At 65.8% G+C, this 13,877-nt stretch carries 16 protein-coding genes and 2 tRNA genes; 5 read left to right on the plus strand and 13 right to left on the minus strand.

Annotation, left to right across the window (positions count from 1 at the left end; translation table 11 throughout):
• Positions 1-50: 50 nt before the first annotated feature.
• Both N5C18_RS04095 and N5C18_RS04100 read left to right on the plus strand, forming a co-directional pair.
• A tRNA-Met gene (locus N5C18_RS04095) sits at positions 51-127 on the plus strand.
• Between the two features lie 55 nt (positions 128-182).
• A tRNA-Gln gene (locus N5C18_RS04100) sits at positions 183-257 on the plus strand.
• Between the two features lie 275 nt (positions 258-532).
• Here N5C18_RS04100 and rpsI read toward each other — a convergent pair.
• Positions 533-925, minus strand: a complete 393-nt coding sequence (gene rpsI, locus N5C18_RS04105; protein WP_005411311.1) for a 30S ribosomal protein S9 — start codon at positions 923-925, stop codon at positions 533-535.
• Positions 926-927: 2 nt separating this feature from the next.
• Positions 928-1,356: a 50S ribosomal protein L13 gene (gene rplM, locus N5C18_RS04110; RefSeq protein ID WP_005414692.1), complete on the minus strand. Its 429-nt coding sequence runs from the start codon at positions 1,354-1,356 to the stop codon at positions 928-930.
• A 196-nt stretch (positions 1,357-1,552) separates the two neighbouring features.
• Here rplM and coq7 point away from each other — a divergent pair, with 196 nt between their 5' ends.
• On the plus strand, positions 1,553-2,197 hold the full coding sequence (gene coq7 / locus N5C18_RS04115; RefSeq protein WP_279943888.1) for a 2-polyprenyl-3-methyl-6-methoxy-1,4-benzoquinone monooxygenase: 645 nt from the start codon (positions 1,553-1,555) through the stop codon (positions 2,195-2,197).
• 87 nt (positions 2,198-2,284) lie between these two features.
• Here the strand turns inward: coq7 and sugE are convergent, their stop codons facing one another.
• On the minus strand, positions 2,285-2,605 hold the full coding sequence (gene sugE / locus N5C18_RS04120) for a quaternary ammonium compound efflux SMR transporter SugE (RefSeq protein ID WP_005411314.1): 321 nt from the start codon (positions 2,603-2,605) through the stop codon (positions 2,285-2,287).
• Positions 2,606-2,774: 169 nt separating this feature from the next.
• Entirely contained in the window at positions 2,775-3,569 is a 795-nt protein-coding gene (speD, locus tag N5C18_RS04125) for an adenosylmethionine decarboxylase (protein ID WP_006473908.1), read from the minus strand.
• 149 nt (positions 3,570-3,718) lie between these two features.
• Between speD and crp the strand changes: the two genes are divergently transcribed.
• Entirely contained in the window at positions 3,719-4,408 is a 690-nt protein-coding gene (gene crp / locus N5C18_RS04130) for a cAMP-activated global transcriptional regulator CRP (protein ID WP_010482649.1), read from the plus strand.
• A 62-nt stretch (positions 4,409-4,470) separates the two neighbouring features.
• Positions 4,471-5,232 (plus strand): sulfite exporter TauE/SafE family protein, encoded by a 762-nt coding sequence (locus tag N5C18_RS04135; RefSeq protein WP_006473912.1) that lies wholly within the window; start codon positions 4,471-4,473, stop codon positions 5,230-5,232.
• A 125-nt stretch (positions 5,233-5,357) separates the two neighbouring features.
• Here N5C18_RS04135 and N5C18_RS04140 read toward each other — a convergent pair whose 3' ends face one another.
• The 9 genes from N5C18_RS04140 to N5C18_RS04180 form a co-directional block, all read right to left on the minus strand.
• A complete protein-coding gene (locus N5C18_RS04140; RefSeq protein ID WP_053450993.1) occupies positions 5,358-6,074 on the minus strand; it encodes a haloacid dehalogenase-like hydrolase in 717 nt (238 codons plus the stop codon).
• Entirely contained in the window at positions 6,071-6,865 is a 795-nt protein-coding gene (gene trpC / locus N5C18_RS04145; RefSeq protein WP_279943890.1) for an indole-3-glycerol phosphate synthase TrpC, read from the minus strand. The genes N5C18_RS04140 and trpC overlap by 4 nt, the downstream gene beginning before the upstream one ends.
• Positions 6,866-6,939: 74 nt before the next feature.
• Complete coding sequence (gene trpD, locus N5C18_RS04150) at positions 6,940-7,971, minus strand: anthranilate phosphoribosyltransferase (RefSeq protein ID WP_279943891.1); 1,032 nt, start codon at positions 7,969-7,971, stop codon at positions 6,940-6,942.
• A gap of 16 nt (positions 7,972-7,987) precedes the next feature.
• The gene (locus N5C18_RS04155; RefSeq protein WP_008267909.1) at positions 7,988-8,575 is read right to left on the minus strand and encodes an aminodeoxychorismate/anthranilate synthase component II; all 588 of its coding nucleotides are present in this window, start codon (positions 8,573-8,575) and stop codon (positions 7,988-7,990) included.
• A gap of 2 nt (positions 8,576-8,577) precedes the next feature.
• Positions 8,578-9,348, minus strand: coding sequence for an SIMPL domain-containing protein (locus tag N5C18_RS04160; RefSeq protein WP_279943892.1), 771 nt, complete (start codon positions 9,346-9,348; stop codon positions 8,578-8,580).
• A 67-nt stretch (positions 9,349-9,415) separates the two neighbouring features.
• Positions 9,416-10,906, minus strand: coding sequence for an anthranilate synthase component I (gene trpE / locus N5C18_RS04165; RefSeq protein ID WP_279943893.1), 1,491 nt, complete (start codon positions 10,904-10,906; stop codon positions 9,416-9,418).
• Positions 10,907-11,103: 197 nt separating this feature from the next.
• On the minus strand, positions 11,104-12,057 hold the full coding sequence (gene yegS / locus N5C18_RS04170; protein WP_279943894.1) for a lipid kinase YegS: 954 nt from the start codon (positions 12,055-12,057) through the stop codon (positions 11,104-11,106).
• A gap of 191 nt (positions 12,058-12,248) precedes the next feature.
• Positions 12,249-13,451: an ISL3 family transposase gene (locus N5C18_RS04175; protein WP_279944506.1), complete on the minus strand. Its 1,203-nt coding sequence runs from the start codon at positions 13,449-13,451 to the stop codon at positions 12,249-12,251.
• Between the two features lie 153 nt (positions 13,452-13,604).
• Positions 13,605-13,742 carry an entericidin A/B family lipoprotein gene (locus tag N5C18_RS04180; protein ID WP_008266021.1) on the minus strand — a complete coding sequence of 46 codons (138 nt, stop codon included), beginning with the start codon at positions 13,740-13,742 and terminating at the stop codon, positions 13,605-13,607.
• Between the last annotated feature and the right edge of the window lie 135 nt (positions 13,743-13,877).

The raw sequence follows: 13,877 nt of genomic DNA on the forward strand, positions 1-13,877 counted from the left end.
AAAAGTGTTGACAGGGGCGATACACATCCGCAGAATAGCGGGCTCACCAAGGCTATGTAGCTCAGCCGGTTAGAGCACAGCACTCATAATGCTGGGGTCGGTGGTTCGAGTCCACCCATAGCCACCACACTGAAAATCAAGTTGTTTTCCAGTGTGAAAAGTGAGAAAATAGTTGCACGTTTTGCCCCGTCGCCAAGCGGTAAGGCACCTGACTCTGACTCAGGCATTCGGTGGTTCGAATCCATCCGGGGCAGCCAAATTAAAAGCAAAAGGCCAGATCGAAAGATCTGGCCTTTTGCTTTTAATTTGGTCACGCATCCCACCTTATCCCCGCGCCCGTCGGCGCGCCCCCTTGAACATCAGGCTCTCCCCCAGACAGAGACCGGAGCCAGGTATGCAGACCACGGGTAGTGCCGGCCGCTGGCCGGCAACCTCGAAATGCATGACCCCAGAACGACAAAAGCCCGGCCGAAGCCGGGCTTTTGCTTTCCAACCAGCGGGCTCCCGAGGGAGCCCAACCAGGCGCGGTAAATCAGCGCTTGGAGAACTGGGTGGCGCGGCGGGCCTTGTGCAGACCGACCTTCTTACGCTCGACTTCACGGGCGTCACGGGTCATGAAGCCGGCCTTGCGCAGCTCGGACTTCAGGGTTTCGTCGTACTCGACCAGAGCACGGGCGATGCCCAGACGGATCGCACCGGCCTGGCCGGTGGTGCCGCCGCCAGCGGCGGTGACCAGGATGTCGAAGCTTTCGGTGTTCTTGGTCAGCTCGAGCGGCTGGCGCACGATCATGCGCGCGGTCTCACGACCGAAGAACTCGTCCAGCGGACGGCCATTGACGGTGATGTTGCCCGAACCCTTGCGCAGGAACACGCGAGCGGTGGAGGACTTGCGGCGGCCAGTGCCGTAGTTTTGAGTGATAGCCATGATTAGATATCCAGAACCTGCGGCTGCTGTGCGGCGTGCGGATGCTCAGTGCCGGCGTAGACCTTGAGCTTGCGGTACATCTGGCGACCCAGCGGGCCCTTCGGCAGCATGCCCTTCACGGCGATCTCGATCACGCGCTCCGGGTGGCGCTCCAGCGCCTGGGCCAGGGATTCGGTCTTCAGGTTGCCGATGTAACCGGTGAAACGGTGATACATCTTGTCCTGCAGCTTCTTGCCGGTGACGGCAATCTTTTCTGCATTGATGACGACCAGGTAGTCGCCGGTATCAACGTGCGGGGTGTAGACCGGCTTGTGCTTGCCACGCAGACGGCGGGCCAGCTCGGTGGCGAGACGGCCCAGGGTCTTGCCCTCGGCGTCGACGAGGTACCAGTCGCGCTGGACGGTCTCGTTCTTGGCAGTGAAAGTGCTCATGAAGAACTCTAGGTTAGGTCGGGCTCATTGCGGCGAAAGGCTCGCCGGAACTCTGCCACGCGTTGTGAAAAGGTGAAGCGTAAGAGGCGGGATTGTACGCACCCTGGCCGCCGGGCGCAAGTCGCCCCTGCCCCCGGGTTGGCAGGGCGGCAGGGCCGGGCGAGAATCGGGCCCTCCCCGCCCCACCCGTACCGCCATGACCGCACTCCGCCAGACCACCCCGCTGGACCACCTGCTGACCGAGGCGCAGCGCGCCCTGGACACGGTGTTCGGCAACCCGCCGGCGGCCCGCCCCTACCCGGCCGCGGATACCGACGAGCCGGGCATGGACAGCACCGAGCGCCGCCACGCGGCGGGCCTGATGCGGATCAACCACGTCGGCGAGGTCTGCGCGCAGGGCCTGTATTTCGGCCAGGCGGCGGTGGCCCGCGACCTGGCCACGCGTGAACACCTGCTGGAAGCCGCCCAGGAAGAGACCGACCACCTGGCCTGGTGCGCCACCCGGCTGGGCGAGCTGGACAGCCGCCCGAGCCTGTTCAACCCGCTGTGGTACGCCGGCAGCTACACCATCGGCACCCTGGCCGGGCTGCGCGGCGACGGCTGGAACCTGGGCTTCGTGGTCGAAACCGAGCGCCAGGTGGAGGCCCATCTGGACGAGCATCTGGTCGATCTGCCGGCCGGTGACCTGCGCAGCCGTGCGGTCATCCAGGTGATGAAGGACGACGAGGCCCGCCATGCGGAACACGCCGAACAGGCCGGCGCCCGCCGCCTGCCGTTCCCGATTCCGGGGGCAATGGCGCTGGCTTCCAGGGTGATGAAGACCATCGCCTACCGGCTGTAAGCCCCAGGTAGTGCCGGCCGCTGGCCGGCAACCTCCTGATCTTCGGCGGTGCCTATGGGGTTGCCGGCCAGCGGCCGGCACTACCGATCAATTGGGCGAAACCAGCTTCAGGCCGATCACCCCGGCCACGATCAGGCCGACGCAGGCCAGGCGGGCCGGCGATGCGCTGTCGTTGAACAGGTAGATGCCCAGCACCGCCACGCCCATGGCGCCGATACCGGTCCAGATCGCGTAGGCCGTGCCAACCGGGATGCTCTTCATCGCCTGGCTCATCAGGTACAGGCTGATCAGGGCGGACACCACCGTGGCAGCGGTGGGCAGGGGTTTGCTGAAGCCTTCGGAGTACTTCATTCCAAGGGCGAAACCAATCTCGAACAGGCCGGCCAGCAGCAGGTAGATCCAGGGCATGGGTGGGGGCTCCTTACCTTTTTTGAAAAAACGAAACGGCCCGGTGTTTTCACACCGGGCCGTGGGTCGGTACATCACCGTGGAGCCATGACGCTTGCGCGGTACAGGGGTTCCACAGGGCGGGTCGTCCCGCCTGGGTGGCGATGCCTGCGGGCATCGCGCGTGGGGCTTACTCGGACAGGTTGCGGCCGTGGAACAGCTCTTCGATCTCGCGCTTGAGCAGCGCTTCGATCTTCATGCGTTCCTTGAACGACAGGTTCTTGGCCTTTTCCTCGAACAGGTACTGGTCCAGGTCGAAGTCCTTCAGGTGCATCTTGGTGTGGAAGATGTTTTCCTGGTAGACGTTGACGTCGAACATCTCGTAGCGCGACTTGATGTTCTTGGCCAGGAAGTTCTGGATCGAGTTGATCTTGTGGTCGATGTAGTGCTTCTTGCCCTTCACATCGCGGGTGAAGCCACGGACGCGGTAGTCCATGATCACGATGTCCGACTCAAGGCTTTCGATCAGGTAGTTCAGGGCCTTCAGCGGGGAAATGACGCCACAGGTGGCCACGTCGATGTCCGCGCGGAACGTCGCGATACCTTCCTGCGGATGGGTTTCCGGGTAGGTATGGACGGTGATGTGGCTCTTGTCCATGTGCGCGACCACAGCGTCGGAGATCAGCTCCTTGCCGGCCTGCTTCTTGTCGATCACCGGCTCTTCAGAGATCAGGATGGTCACCGAGGCACCCTGCGGGTCGTAGTCCTGGCGGGCCACGTTCAGGATGTTGGCGCCGATGATCTCGGCGACATCGGTCAAGATTTGAGTCAGCCTGTCGGCGTTGTACTCTTCATCGATGTATTCAATGTAACGCTGACGCTCCTCTTCGGTGCGCGCGTAACACACGTCATAGATGTTGAAGCTCAGCGCCTTGGTGAGGTTGTTGAAACCCTGCAGCCTCAGGCGAGGCAACGGCTTGACCACGGCGGTCGATTCCTGTGTAAGAAGGGAAAGGGGGAATTATGGGGCAAACTGCCCCCGGGGGGAACGTGAAGACGCAAGAGTTCTGGCACACTGTTTGCCCTTAACAATTGCGCTGGTTAAGCTCCGCTATCGACCCCGTGAATCCGTTCATGCGCAGAGGGAGCGCCCCTATCGTGTCAACCGTGCGCCTAGCTAGCAGTCCACTGGCCCTGGATATCGCCACCATCGATCGTTTCCTGGCGCACAGCCACAGGCGGCGATATCCCACCCGTACCGACGTCTTCCGACCCGGTGACCCGGCGGGAACCCTGTATTACGTCATCAGCGGCTCGGTTTCGATCATGGCCGAGGAAGATGACGATCGCGAGCTTGTGCTGGGCTACTTCGGTGCCGGCGAGTTCGTGGGCGAGATGGGCCTGTTCGTCGAATCGGACCGCCGCGAGGTGATCCTGCGGACCCGTACCGCCTGCGAACTGGCCGAGATCAGCTACGAACGCCTGCACCAGCTGTTCCTCGGCCCGCTGTCGGCCGACGCCCCGCGCCTGCTGTATGCGCTGGGCCAGCAGATCTCCAAGCGCCTGCTCGACACCAGCCGCAAGGCCAGCCGCCTGGCGTTCCTGGACGTTACCGACCGGATCGTGCGCACCCTGCACGACCTGGCGCAGGAGCCGGAGGCGATGAGCCATCCGCAGGGCAGCCAGCTGCGCGTCTCGCGCCAGGAACTGGCGCGCCTGGTCGGCTGCTCGCGCGAGATGGCCGGCCGCGTGCTGAAGAAGCTGCAGACCGACGGCCTGCTGCACGCCCGCGGCAAGACCGTGGTGCTGTACGGCACCCGTTGACCGTTGAGCACCCGGTGGGTGCGGACCTTGGTCCGCACTCCTTCGCGCGTTAGGCTCGGTGCATGGAACTGAGCAGCGCATTCTGGTGGTTCATCCTCATCGGCCTCGGCGCCCAGCTGGTCGACGGCGCGCTGGGCATGGCATTCGGCCTGGTGTCGTCGTCGGTGATGCTGGCCATGGGCATCCCGCCCGCGCAGGCCAGCGCCGCCATCCACACCGCCGAGGTGTTCACCACTGGCGCCTCCGGCGTGTCGCATCTGGTCGCCGGCAATGTCGATAAGCGCTTGTTCCTGCGCCTCGCCCTGCCCGGCGCGGTAGGCGGCGCAGTAGGCGCCTACGGGCTGACCCAGCTGCCCGGCGAGGTGATCCGCCCGCTCATCTATCTCTACCTGCTGGTGCTGGCCATCATCATCCTGGCCCGTGCCGCCGGCCGCCTGATGCCCAAGGGCGAGGTCAAGCGGGTACCCGTGCTAGGCTTCGTGGCCGGCTTCCTGGATGCCAGCGGCGGTGGCGGCTGGGGGCCGGTGGCCACCTCCACCCTGCTCGCCCGCGGCGGCCAGGCGCGTACCACCATCGGCACCGTAAACGCCGCCGAGTTCGTGGTCACCCTGACGGTTTCAGCAACGTTCCTGCTGTCGATGGGGCTGCATCACCTGCAGATCGTGGCCGGCCTGCTGATCGGCGGCATGATGGCCGCCCCGGTGGCCGCGCTGCTGGTCAAGCGCCTGAAGGAGCGCTGGGTGCTGGTGGCCGTCGGCGTGCTGGTGCTGGGCATCAGCCTGTTCCAGATCGGCCACGCGCTGAGCGGGTACCTGGCGCGCTGAGCGCTCGCCGGGCATGGCCCTGCGATGCATGCACGGCGTTCGGTAGTGCCGGCCGCTGGCCGGCAAGCTCATGATCTGCGGAGGGGCGTGCCGAGTTGCCGGCCAGCGGCCGGCACTACCGCGCATTACGCCTTGTCGCCGCCGCGGTCGACGCAACCCCAGTTGAGGATGCGGGTGCCGGCCGGCAGCACGCGGCGGAAGAAGTCCACCTTGCCCGGCTTCGGGTTCACCACCACCGGCGCCCTGGCGGCCAGCAACAGCGGCAGGTCGGCAGTGCTGTCGGAATAGGCAATGTCGATGTCGCCGTAGCCGCGCTCGCGCAGCATGCGCATCTTCTCTTCGTTGTGGCAGTGCCGGGTCGGGCCGACCCCGCCCAGGCGCGGACCGACCTCGGTGCCGATCACCGGCACGTCCTGGTGGGCGACAAAGGCCAGGATCGCGCGCGCCAGCTCGGGGGGCGCGCCGGTGGCAACCACCACGCGGTCGCCCTTGGCGCGGTGCGCGGCGAATACCTCCAGCGCCTGCGGCAACAGCTTGGCGCGCATCTGCGCCTCATTGCGCAGCACGTAGGCGTCAATCACCTTGTTGAAGTCGCGCGCCCGGTGCAGGCCGAAGCTGCCGATCCATACATAGACCGAAATGCCGGCACGACGGGTCGGCAGCATCGCCACCATCGGCCCGGCGATCGGCGTGACCAGCAGCGCGGCCAGCATGCGCAGCGGATTGCGCTTGATCAGCGAGGCGAACAGGTGGGTGCCCGAATCGCCGTCGTAGAGGGTGTGGTCGAAGTCGAAGACCACCAGCGGCGCATCCCCGCGCGGCGTTGGATAGTGCGTTGTCATGCCGCGAAGAATAGCTGACGCAGGCCCTCGCCCGGCTCTTCCACGCGCATGAAGGCCTCGCCGACCAGGAACGCGTGGATGCCGGCGTCACGCATCAGCGCCACGTCCTGCGGGCCGAGGATGCCGCTCTCGGTCACCAGCAGGCGGTCGCGCGGCACGGCGTTCTGCATGTCCAGCGTGGTCTGCAGCGAGACCTCGAAGGTGCGCAGGTTGCGGTTGTTGATGCCGATCATCGGCGCCGGCACCTGCAGCGCGCGCTCCAGTTCGTCGATGTCGTGCACTTCCACCAGCACGTCCATGCCCAGCGACAGCGCCAGTTCGGACAGGGTGGCCAGCTGGGTGTCGTCCAGCGCGGCAACGATCAGCAGGATGCAGTCGGCGCCCAGCACGCGTGCCTCGTACACCTGGTAGGCGTCGATCACGAAGTCCTTGCGCAGCACCGGCAGCGTGCAGGCCTCGCGGGCCTGCTGCAGGTAGCCGTCGGCGCCCTGGAAGAAATCGACGTCGGTCAGCACCGACAGGCAGCTGGCACCGCCGAACTCGTAACTGACGGCGATGTCGGCCGGGCGGAAGTCCGGGCGGATCACGCCCTTGGACGGGCTGGCCTTCTTCACCTCGGCTATCACCGCCGGGTCGCCATTGGCCACCGCGGCCTGCAGCGCGCGCACGAAGCCACGTACCGGCGGGGCGCTGGCCAGGGCGGCCTGCAGCTCCTCGAGGGGGCGCTGGGCGCGGCGCTGGGCCACTTCTTCGGCCTTGCGGGCCAGGATCGTCTGCAGGATGTCGCTCATCGTCGTCGGTTCAATGCGGGGGCGGTGAGGACGGCCATTATCGGCCATCGAGGGGATCAGGCTGAACCGCGCGCTCAGGCAACCAGCGCGCGGGTGGTGTCAACGTAATGCTGCAGGCGCTGGCGGGCGCTGCCATTGGCGATGGCGGCACGGGCGCGGGCCAGGCCGTCGCCGATGTCGCTGGCCACGCCGGCCACGTACAGGGCGGCACCGGCGTTCAGGGCGACGATGTCCAGCGCCGGGCCCGGGGTGTTGTCCAGTACCGCGCGCAGCATCGCGATGGACTGCTCCGGGCTGTCCACGCGCAGGTTGCGGCTGGCCGACATGGCGATGCCGAAGTCCTCCGGGTGGATCTCGTACTCACGCACCTTGCCGTCGCGCAGCTCGCCGACCAGGGTGCCGGCACCCAGCGAGATCTCGTCCATGTTGTCGCGGCCCCAGACCACCATCGCGCGCTCGGTGCCCAGTTCGCGCAGCACGCGCGCCTGGATGCCGACCAGGTCAGGATGGAACACGCCCATCAGCACCGACGGTGCGCTGGCCGGGTTGGTCAGCGGGCCGAGGATGTTGAAGATGGTGCGCACGCCCATCTCGCGGCGTACCGGCGCGACCACCTTCATCGACGGATGATGGATCGGCGCGAACATGAAGCCGATGCCGGTCTGCTCGATCGCGGCGGCCACCTGCGCCGGCTGCAGCTCGATGGCCGCGCCCAGCGCTTCCACCGCATCGGCGCTGCCGGATTTGGACGACACGCTGCGGTTGCCGTGCTTGGCCACGCGCGCACCGGCGGCGGCGGCGACGAACATCGCGCAGGTGGAGATATTGAAGGTGTGCGAACCGTCGCCACCGGTGCCGACGATGTCGACCAGGTGGGTGGGATCGGCCACCGGCACCGCCAGCGCGAACTCGCGCATCACGGTGGCCGCTGCAGCGATCTCGTCGATGGTTTCCTTCTTCACCCGCAGGCCGGTGAGGATGGCGGCGGTCATCATCGGCGAGACATCGCCGCGCATGATCTGCCGCATCAGGTCGACCATTTCGTCGAAGAAGATTTCGCGGTGTTCGATGGTGCGTTGCAGGGCTTCCTGGGGGGAGAAGCTCATGGGAATGCTCCTTGGATCAGGCCGCCGGGCGCTGCAGGAAATTGCGCAGCAGGGCGTGGCCGTGTTCGGTGAGGATGGATTCGGGATGGAACTGCACGCCTTCCACCGGGAACTGGCGGTGGCGCAGGCCCATGATCTCTTCGATCGAGCCGTCGTCGTTCTCGGTCCAGGCGGTCACTTCCAGGCAGTCCGGCAGGCGGTTCTTGTCCACCACCAGCGAGTGGTAGCGGGTGGCCTGGTAGCGGTCCGGCAGGCCGGCGAACACGCCCTTGCCTTGGTGGCGGATCGGCGAGGTCTTGCCGTGCATGATGTTGCCGGCGCGGATGACCGTGCCGCCGTAGACCTGGCCGATGCCCTGGTGGCCCAGGCACACGCCGAGGATCGGCGTGGTCGGGCCCAGGCGCTCGATCAGTTCCAGCGACACGCCCGCTTCGTTGGGCGTGCACGGGCCGGGCGAGATGACGATGCGCTCGGGTTTCTGCGCGGCAATCTCATCCACGCTCATCGCATCGTTGCGCACCACCTTCACTTCGGCGCCCAGCGTCTGCAGGTACTGCACGAGGTTGTAGGTGAAGCTGTCGTAGTTGTCGATCATCCACAACATGGTCAGGTTCCGTCGCTTATCAGGAAAATGGCGTACACGTTTTCGGTGTAGGTGATGGGGCCGGCTTCGATCGACTCGCGTATGTTCGAACCGGTGGCCTCGATGCTGTTCTGCGGCGCGGGCGGCACGGGCGGCGCGAACGTGTCGTCGACGCGAGGCCAGTTCCCCGCCTGCACGCCATAGGCAAAGTTCGGCGCCACATCGGAGATGCTGTACAGGCCGCGCAGCTTCGTGCCGTAAGCCTTGGCCAGGCCCTGCGCGGACTCGCGCGTCTGTGCCGCCGCCTCGCCCTTGAGTTCGCGTCGCAGCGCCACTTCGCCCGAATAGGTTGGAGCCACGCTGCTGACCTGCACGTTCTCATTGGCCTTCAGCGCACCCAGCACGTCCTGCATCGCCTTCACGCTGGCGAAGCTGGCACGCAGCTGGCGCGACACGCGCGTGCCCATGAACACCTGCCGGCTCTGTTCATAGCGCGTCGCAGGACCAATGCGCAGGTTGTCCGCACGCACGCTGCCGTCCACCGCTTTGTACTGCTTGAACAGCCCCAGCACGCGGGCGACGTTGTCCTGCACGCGGCGCCGCGCGGCATCGGCATCCATGTCGGTCTCTTCGATGTTCAGCTGCAGGCCGAACCGGTCCGGCATCACCACGCGGCGCGCCTCGCCCTTCACCAGCAGGTGCGGCTGCGAGGGAATGGTGTTGGCCTGCGCCCACGCAGACGGGGCCATCGTGGCCAGCAGTGACGACCACAGCAATGCGCTCAGCAGCTTCATGCGGTACTCCTTGTCTTGACGGGGAACAGCGAAGAGTGCCGCGGCGCAGGCCACGGCACGGGAGGGCTTACAGGCCCTTGGCAGCCTGGGCGACGGCGCGGAACAGCGCGCGGCCCTTGTTCATCGTCTCGTCCCATTCCTTGTCCGGGTCCGAGTCGTAGACGATGCCGGCGCCGGCCTGCACGTACAGGCGGCCGTCCTTGATCACCGCGGTGCGGATCGCAATCGCGGTATCGGCATCGCCATGCCAGCCGATGTAGCCGATGCTGCCGGCGTAGACATTGCGCTTGATCGGTTCCAGCTCGCGGATCACTTCCAGCGCACGGATCTTCGGCGCGCCGCTGACCGTACCGGCCGGGAAGGTGGCGCGCAGCACGTCGGCATAGCTCAGGCCCGGCTGCAGCTGCCCGGTCACTTCGCTGACGATGTGCATGACGTGGCTGTAGCGTTCGATCACGAACTGCTCGCCCACTTCCACGGTACCGGCCTTGGAGACGCGGCCGGCGTCGTTGCGGCCGAGGTCGATCAGCATCAGGTGCTCGGCGCGCTCCTTCGGATCGGCCAGCAGCTCGGCTTCCAGCGCCAGGTCCTGCTCGACGGTGGCGCCGCGCGGACGGGTACCGGCGATCGGACGCACGGTGACTTCGCCCACGCCGTCATCAGTATGTTGCAGGCGTACCAGGATTTCCGGCGAGGAACCGACCACCTGCAGGTCGCCGACATCCAGGAAGTACATGTACGGCGAAGGATTCAGTGCACGCAGCGCGCGGTACACATCCACCGGGCGCGCCTTGAACGGCACGCTCAGGCGCTGGCTGAGCACTACCTGGAAGATGTCGCCGGCGCGGATGTATTCCTTGCTGCGCTGGACCGCATCGACGAAGCCTTCGCGGGTGAACCCGGAGACGAAATCGGATTCGTCCAGCACGTCGCTGTTGAGCGGCGCCGGATAGCCCGCTCCCGGCGCGCGCAGCTTGGCGGTCAGTGCATCCAAACGGGCCCGGGCCTGCTCGAAGGCGCCGTCGACACGCGGGTCGGCATGCACGATCAGGTACAGGCGGCCCTTGAGGTTGTCGAACACCGCCAGCTCATTGGAATCGAGCAGCAGGATGTCCGGGGTACCCAGTTCATCGCGGCCGGCCGGCGGTGCCAGGCGCGGTTCGATGTAGCCGATGCACTCGAAGCCGAACCAGCCGACCAGGCCACCGGTGAAGCCCGGCAGGCCGTCCAGCTTGGGCACCGAGTGGGCGCTGCGCAGCGCCTCGACCTCGGCGAACGGGTCGGCCACTTCGCGGGTTTCCACCACCTGGCCGTCCTCGCGCACGGTCAGCGTGTGGCCGTGGAAGGCGTACACGCGGCGCGCCGGCAGGCCGATGATCGAGTAACGACCAAAGCGCTCGCCGCCTTCGACGGATTCAAACAGGTAGGTATTGGGGCCGTCGGCGAGCTTCAGATAAACCGAAAGCGGCGTGTCCAGGTCGGACAGCACTTCGCGGACAACGGGGATGTGGGTGTGGCCTTCAGCGGCCTGCAGCTGAAACTGGGCGTGCGAGTTCAAGACGACTTTCCTTCCGGGACACAGCGTTATGGGGGCGGACGACGGCAACGGGCCACCATCGCCACCAACGGCGTGCGGAAGAAAGGGTATGCGGGGTCGTCAGGCTGGACACCCCCTGACTGTATCGCAGCAAAGGCGGGAGGGGAACCCTGTGAAACTGAATCACGGCGAGTCCGGGGCGGCCAGGGAGACCGGCGCTACGGCCCGCCGTTGAGGCCGGCGACGCCAGCCAGCAACGGGCAGCCGGCCGGCAGATGCATCCGCACCCTGCCCGGCACGCACTCGATGCGGAACTGGCGGGCCTGCACCGGTTCACCGTCCAGGTTGAGCGTCAGCGGACGCTCGGATGCGATCTGCAGCCACGGCAGCCGCGCGCGCGTGGCCAGCTGTTCCAGCGCGGCCTGGGTGCCCGACTTCAGCATCTGGCCCAGCGTGGCGGTCACCTCGCCTTCCAGCTCCGGCAGTACCGTCACATCCAGCAACCCGTCGTCGATCAACGCCTGCGGGCACAGCTGCTGGCCGCCACCGGCCTGGCGACCGTTGCCGATGCCCAGTGCGATGAAATCGCCTTCCCAGGCGAAATCGGGGCCCGACAGGCGCGCACTGATCGGCTCGATCCGCCCGAGCTTGGCGATGCCGGTGATCACATAGGCCAGCCCACCCAGCATCTTCTTCAGGCCAGCATCGGTCTCCACGGTGACCTGCGTACCGAAGCCCCCGCTGGCGAGATTGGCGCACCACCAGGGCTTGCCATCGGCGTCCACGCGCAGCAGATCGATGGCGTGCGGCCGCGCCTGCCCGATCAGCGCGAAGGCGTCCTTCGGTTCGGTCGGGATTCCGGCCGAGGTGGCGAAATCGTTGGCCGTCCCCATCGGGATCAGCGCCAGCGAGGGCAGCGCATCGGCAGGTTCCTCACGATGCGCCAGCGTTTCCGCCACCGCGCTGAGCGTACCGTCGCCACCGGCGGCAACGATCACGTCCACGCCGTGGTCGATCGCTTCGGCCACGTAGCGTTCGGCATCCCCCTCTTCCCAGGTCACCCGCACGTCCAGCTGCACGCCCTGTCTGCGCCAATGGCCGACGGCGTCGCGCAGCGCGTCGTTGCCCGCGGATTTTCCGTTGAGGATCAGGCGCCAGCGCGGGATGGTCATGCAGTGCTTCCGGTGCGGGGGTGGCACAGGCTAGCAATGCGCTGTTTGTCCCCAGTGAATGTCACGCAGATGTCATTCAGCTACCGGAGAATGGAAGGCCATAGCAGGGACGATGGATGGAGGCAGGATCAGCCTCCCACGCATGCAGCAGGGCCACGCCAGTGATTGGCGTGGTCTTTTTTTTTGGTTCTTCACCCAACTCCGGGGAAGGCTGCGCGGATCTTGAGGAAGAAGTAGGCATCGTCCCGGTATCCGTAGGCTACGCGCTTGATGACCTTGATCTTGTTGTTGACCCCCTCGACCAGGTTCGTCCCCAGCGGCCATCGGCAGTGGGCCATAATGCCTGGCAGATAGGGCTGCAGGCGATGGACAAAGGCCCTCAGGGGCTCAAGGCGACTGCGCAGAGCGCGCTGTCGCCAGCTCTTCCATGCTTTTTCTGCCCACGCTTGGCTGCGGTAGCGCCAGAGCTGCTTCAAGTCGTCTTTGAGCAGATAGGTCGTCAGCAGGGCTTTGTTTGCCTCCAGCAATTCCTTGAGCTTGATGCGCTGATCGCCCGGGACATTCTGTCGGTTACGTAGCAGGAGCCAGCGCGAGGTCTTCACCACGCGCCGGGCAGGCTTGTCGTGGCGCAGCCTGTTGGCCTCATTCACGCGGATCCGGTCAATGACCTCCCGCCCGTATTTGGCCACCACATGGAACAGGTCATAGACCACTTCGGCGTTCGGGCATTGGGCCTTCACTTCCAGATCGAATGCCGAGTTCATGTCCATGGCGACCGCTTGGATGCGCTCGCAGCCCTCCTGGCCCAGCAACTCGAAAAAGGGGCGGATATCAGCCCGGCTACGACCTCGCCCAACCCACAGCACGCGTTTGCGGGACGGCTCTACTATCACCGTGGCGTAGCGATGGCCCTTCTGGATCGCAAATTCGTCCATTGCAAGAATACGGACTCCGGAAAGGTCCACCGGTCCCAGCGTCTGCTGCAAGTGCCTGAAATCAAGCGCCTTGACGGTTTTCCAGTTCAGACCATGCCACTTTGCCGTGGCATGGATCGAGGTAGTAGCACACATCCGTGCAACGCTCTTTGCCAGTCGTTGCGTGACCCGGCTGTGCCGATCCAGCCAGTCCAGATGCTCCAGCCTCGGCCCACAACGAGGGCAGGCCACGCGCTGCCGCTGCACCTCCAGCTCGACCGGCTCATCGAACACAGGCAGATCACGGACACGCCGGATCACCTGGTCGTGGATGGAGGTGACCCACTTGGAGCAGCCGCTGCAGCGGCGCCTACGGCGTCCATCGGGGAACAGCGAAAGCACCAGCCACGAGACTCCATCACGGACTTCGCGTCGCCAATCATCCAGGCGATACCCCGCCCAGGCCCCCAACAACGGCATACAATCCAGCTTGGCCACGGCCGGCCCCAGTTTGTAGTCTCGACAACCACAATCTAGCGGGTCGGCCGTGAGCCTCTCCCCTCAGATGGGAGAAGAACCAAAAAAAAGCCGGGGAAACCCCCGGCCTTTTTCTCTTTCCGTTCCGCGCAGGGCTCAACGGCCCTTCGCGGTGTCCTCGACCTTCTCGCCCGCCTTCTGCACGTCCTTGCCGGCACCGGCAATGGTGTTGCAACCGGCCAGCAGGGCCACCGAGAACATCGACAACAGCATCAGGGCAACTACGCGCTTCATGGGCTTCTCCTTGGGTTTGCCGCTACACCGCTCAATTCGCGGATGGGATTCTTTCGCTCGGCGGAAGAAGGCCAATGCCCACTGCCGCCGCGTGAAGTGCAATCTGGCGGCAGACGCGTGGAGCGCGTGTGAACG

It is taken from the genome of Stenotrophomonas sp. GD03930 (assembly GCF_029839665.1).
GTDB lineage: Bacteria > Pseudomonadota > Gammaproteobacteria > Xanthomonadales > Xanthomonadaceae > Stenotrophomonas > Stenotrophomonas forensis.

Coding starts and splice junctions, on each gene's coding strand:
- N5C18_RS04160 (WP_279943892.1), bottom strand. CDS start 9,348: ATGAAGCTGCTGAGCGCATTGCTGTGGTCGTCACTGCTGGCCACGATG.
- crp (WP_010482649.1), top strand. CDS start 3,719: ATGCGCAGAGGGAGCGCCCCTATCGTGTCAACCGTGCGCCTAGCTAGC.
- N5C18_RS04155 (WP_008267909.1), bottom strand. CDS start 8,575: ATGTTGTGGATGATCGACAACTACGACAGCTTCACCTACAACCTCGTG.
- trpD (WP_279943891.1), bottom strand. CDS start 7,971: ATGAGCTTCTCCCCCCAGGAAGCCCTGCAACGCACCATCGAACACCGC.
- N5C18_RS04140 (WP_053450993.1), bottom strand. CDS start 6,074: ATGACAACGCACTATCCAACGCCGCGCGGGGATGCGCCGCTGGTGGTC.
- rpsI (WP_005411311.1), bottom strand. CDS start 925: ATGGCTATCACTCAAAACTACGGCACTGGCCGCCGCAAGTCCTCCACC.
- rplM (WP_005414692.1), bottom strand. CDS start 1,356: ATGAGCACTTTCACTGCCAAGAACGAGACCGTCCAGCGCGACTGGTAC.
- N5C18_RS04175 (WP_279944506.1), bottom strand. CDS start 13,451: ATGCCGTTGTTGGGGGCCTGGGCGGGGTATCGCCTGGATGATTGGCGA.
- N5C18_RS04135 (WP_006473912.1), top strand. CDS start 4,471: ATGGAACTGAGCAGCGCATTCTGGTGGTTCATCCTCATCGGCCTCGGC.
- trpC (WP_279943890.1), bottom strand. CDS start 6,865: ATGAGCGACATCCTGCAGACGATCCTGGCCCGCAAGGCCGAAGAAGTG.
- sugE (WP_005411314.1), bottom strand. CDS start 2,605: ATGCCCTGGATCTACCTGCTGCTGGCCGGCCTGTTCGAGATTGGTTTC.
- N5C18_RS04180 (WP_008266021.1), bottom strand. CDS start 13,742: ATGAAGCGCGTAGTTGCCCTGATGCTGTTGTCGATGTTCTCGGTGGCC.
- yegS (WP_279943894.1), bottom strand. CDS start 12,057: ATGACCATCCCGCGCTGGCGCCTGATCCTCAACGGAAAATCCGCGGGC.
- coq7 (WP_279943888.1), top strand. CDS start 1,553: ATGACCGCACTCCGCCAGACCACCCCGCTGGACCACCTGCTGACCGAG.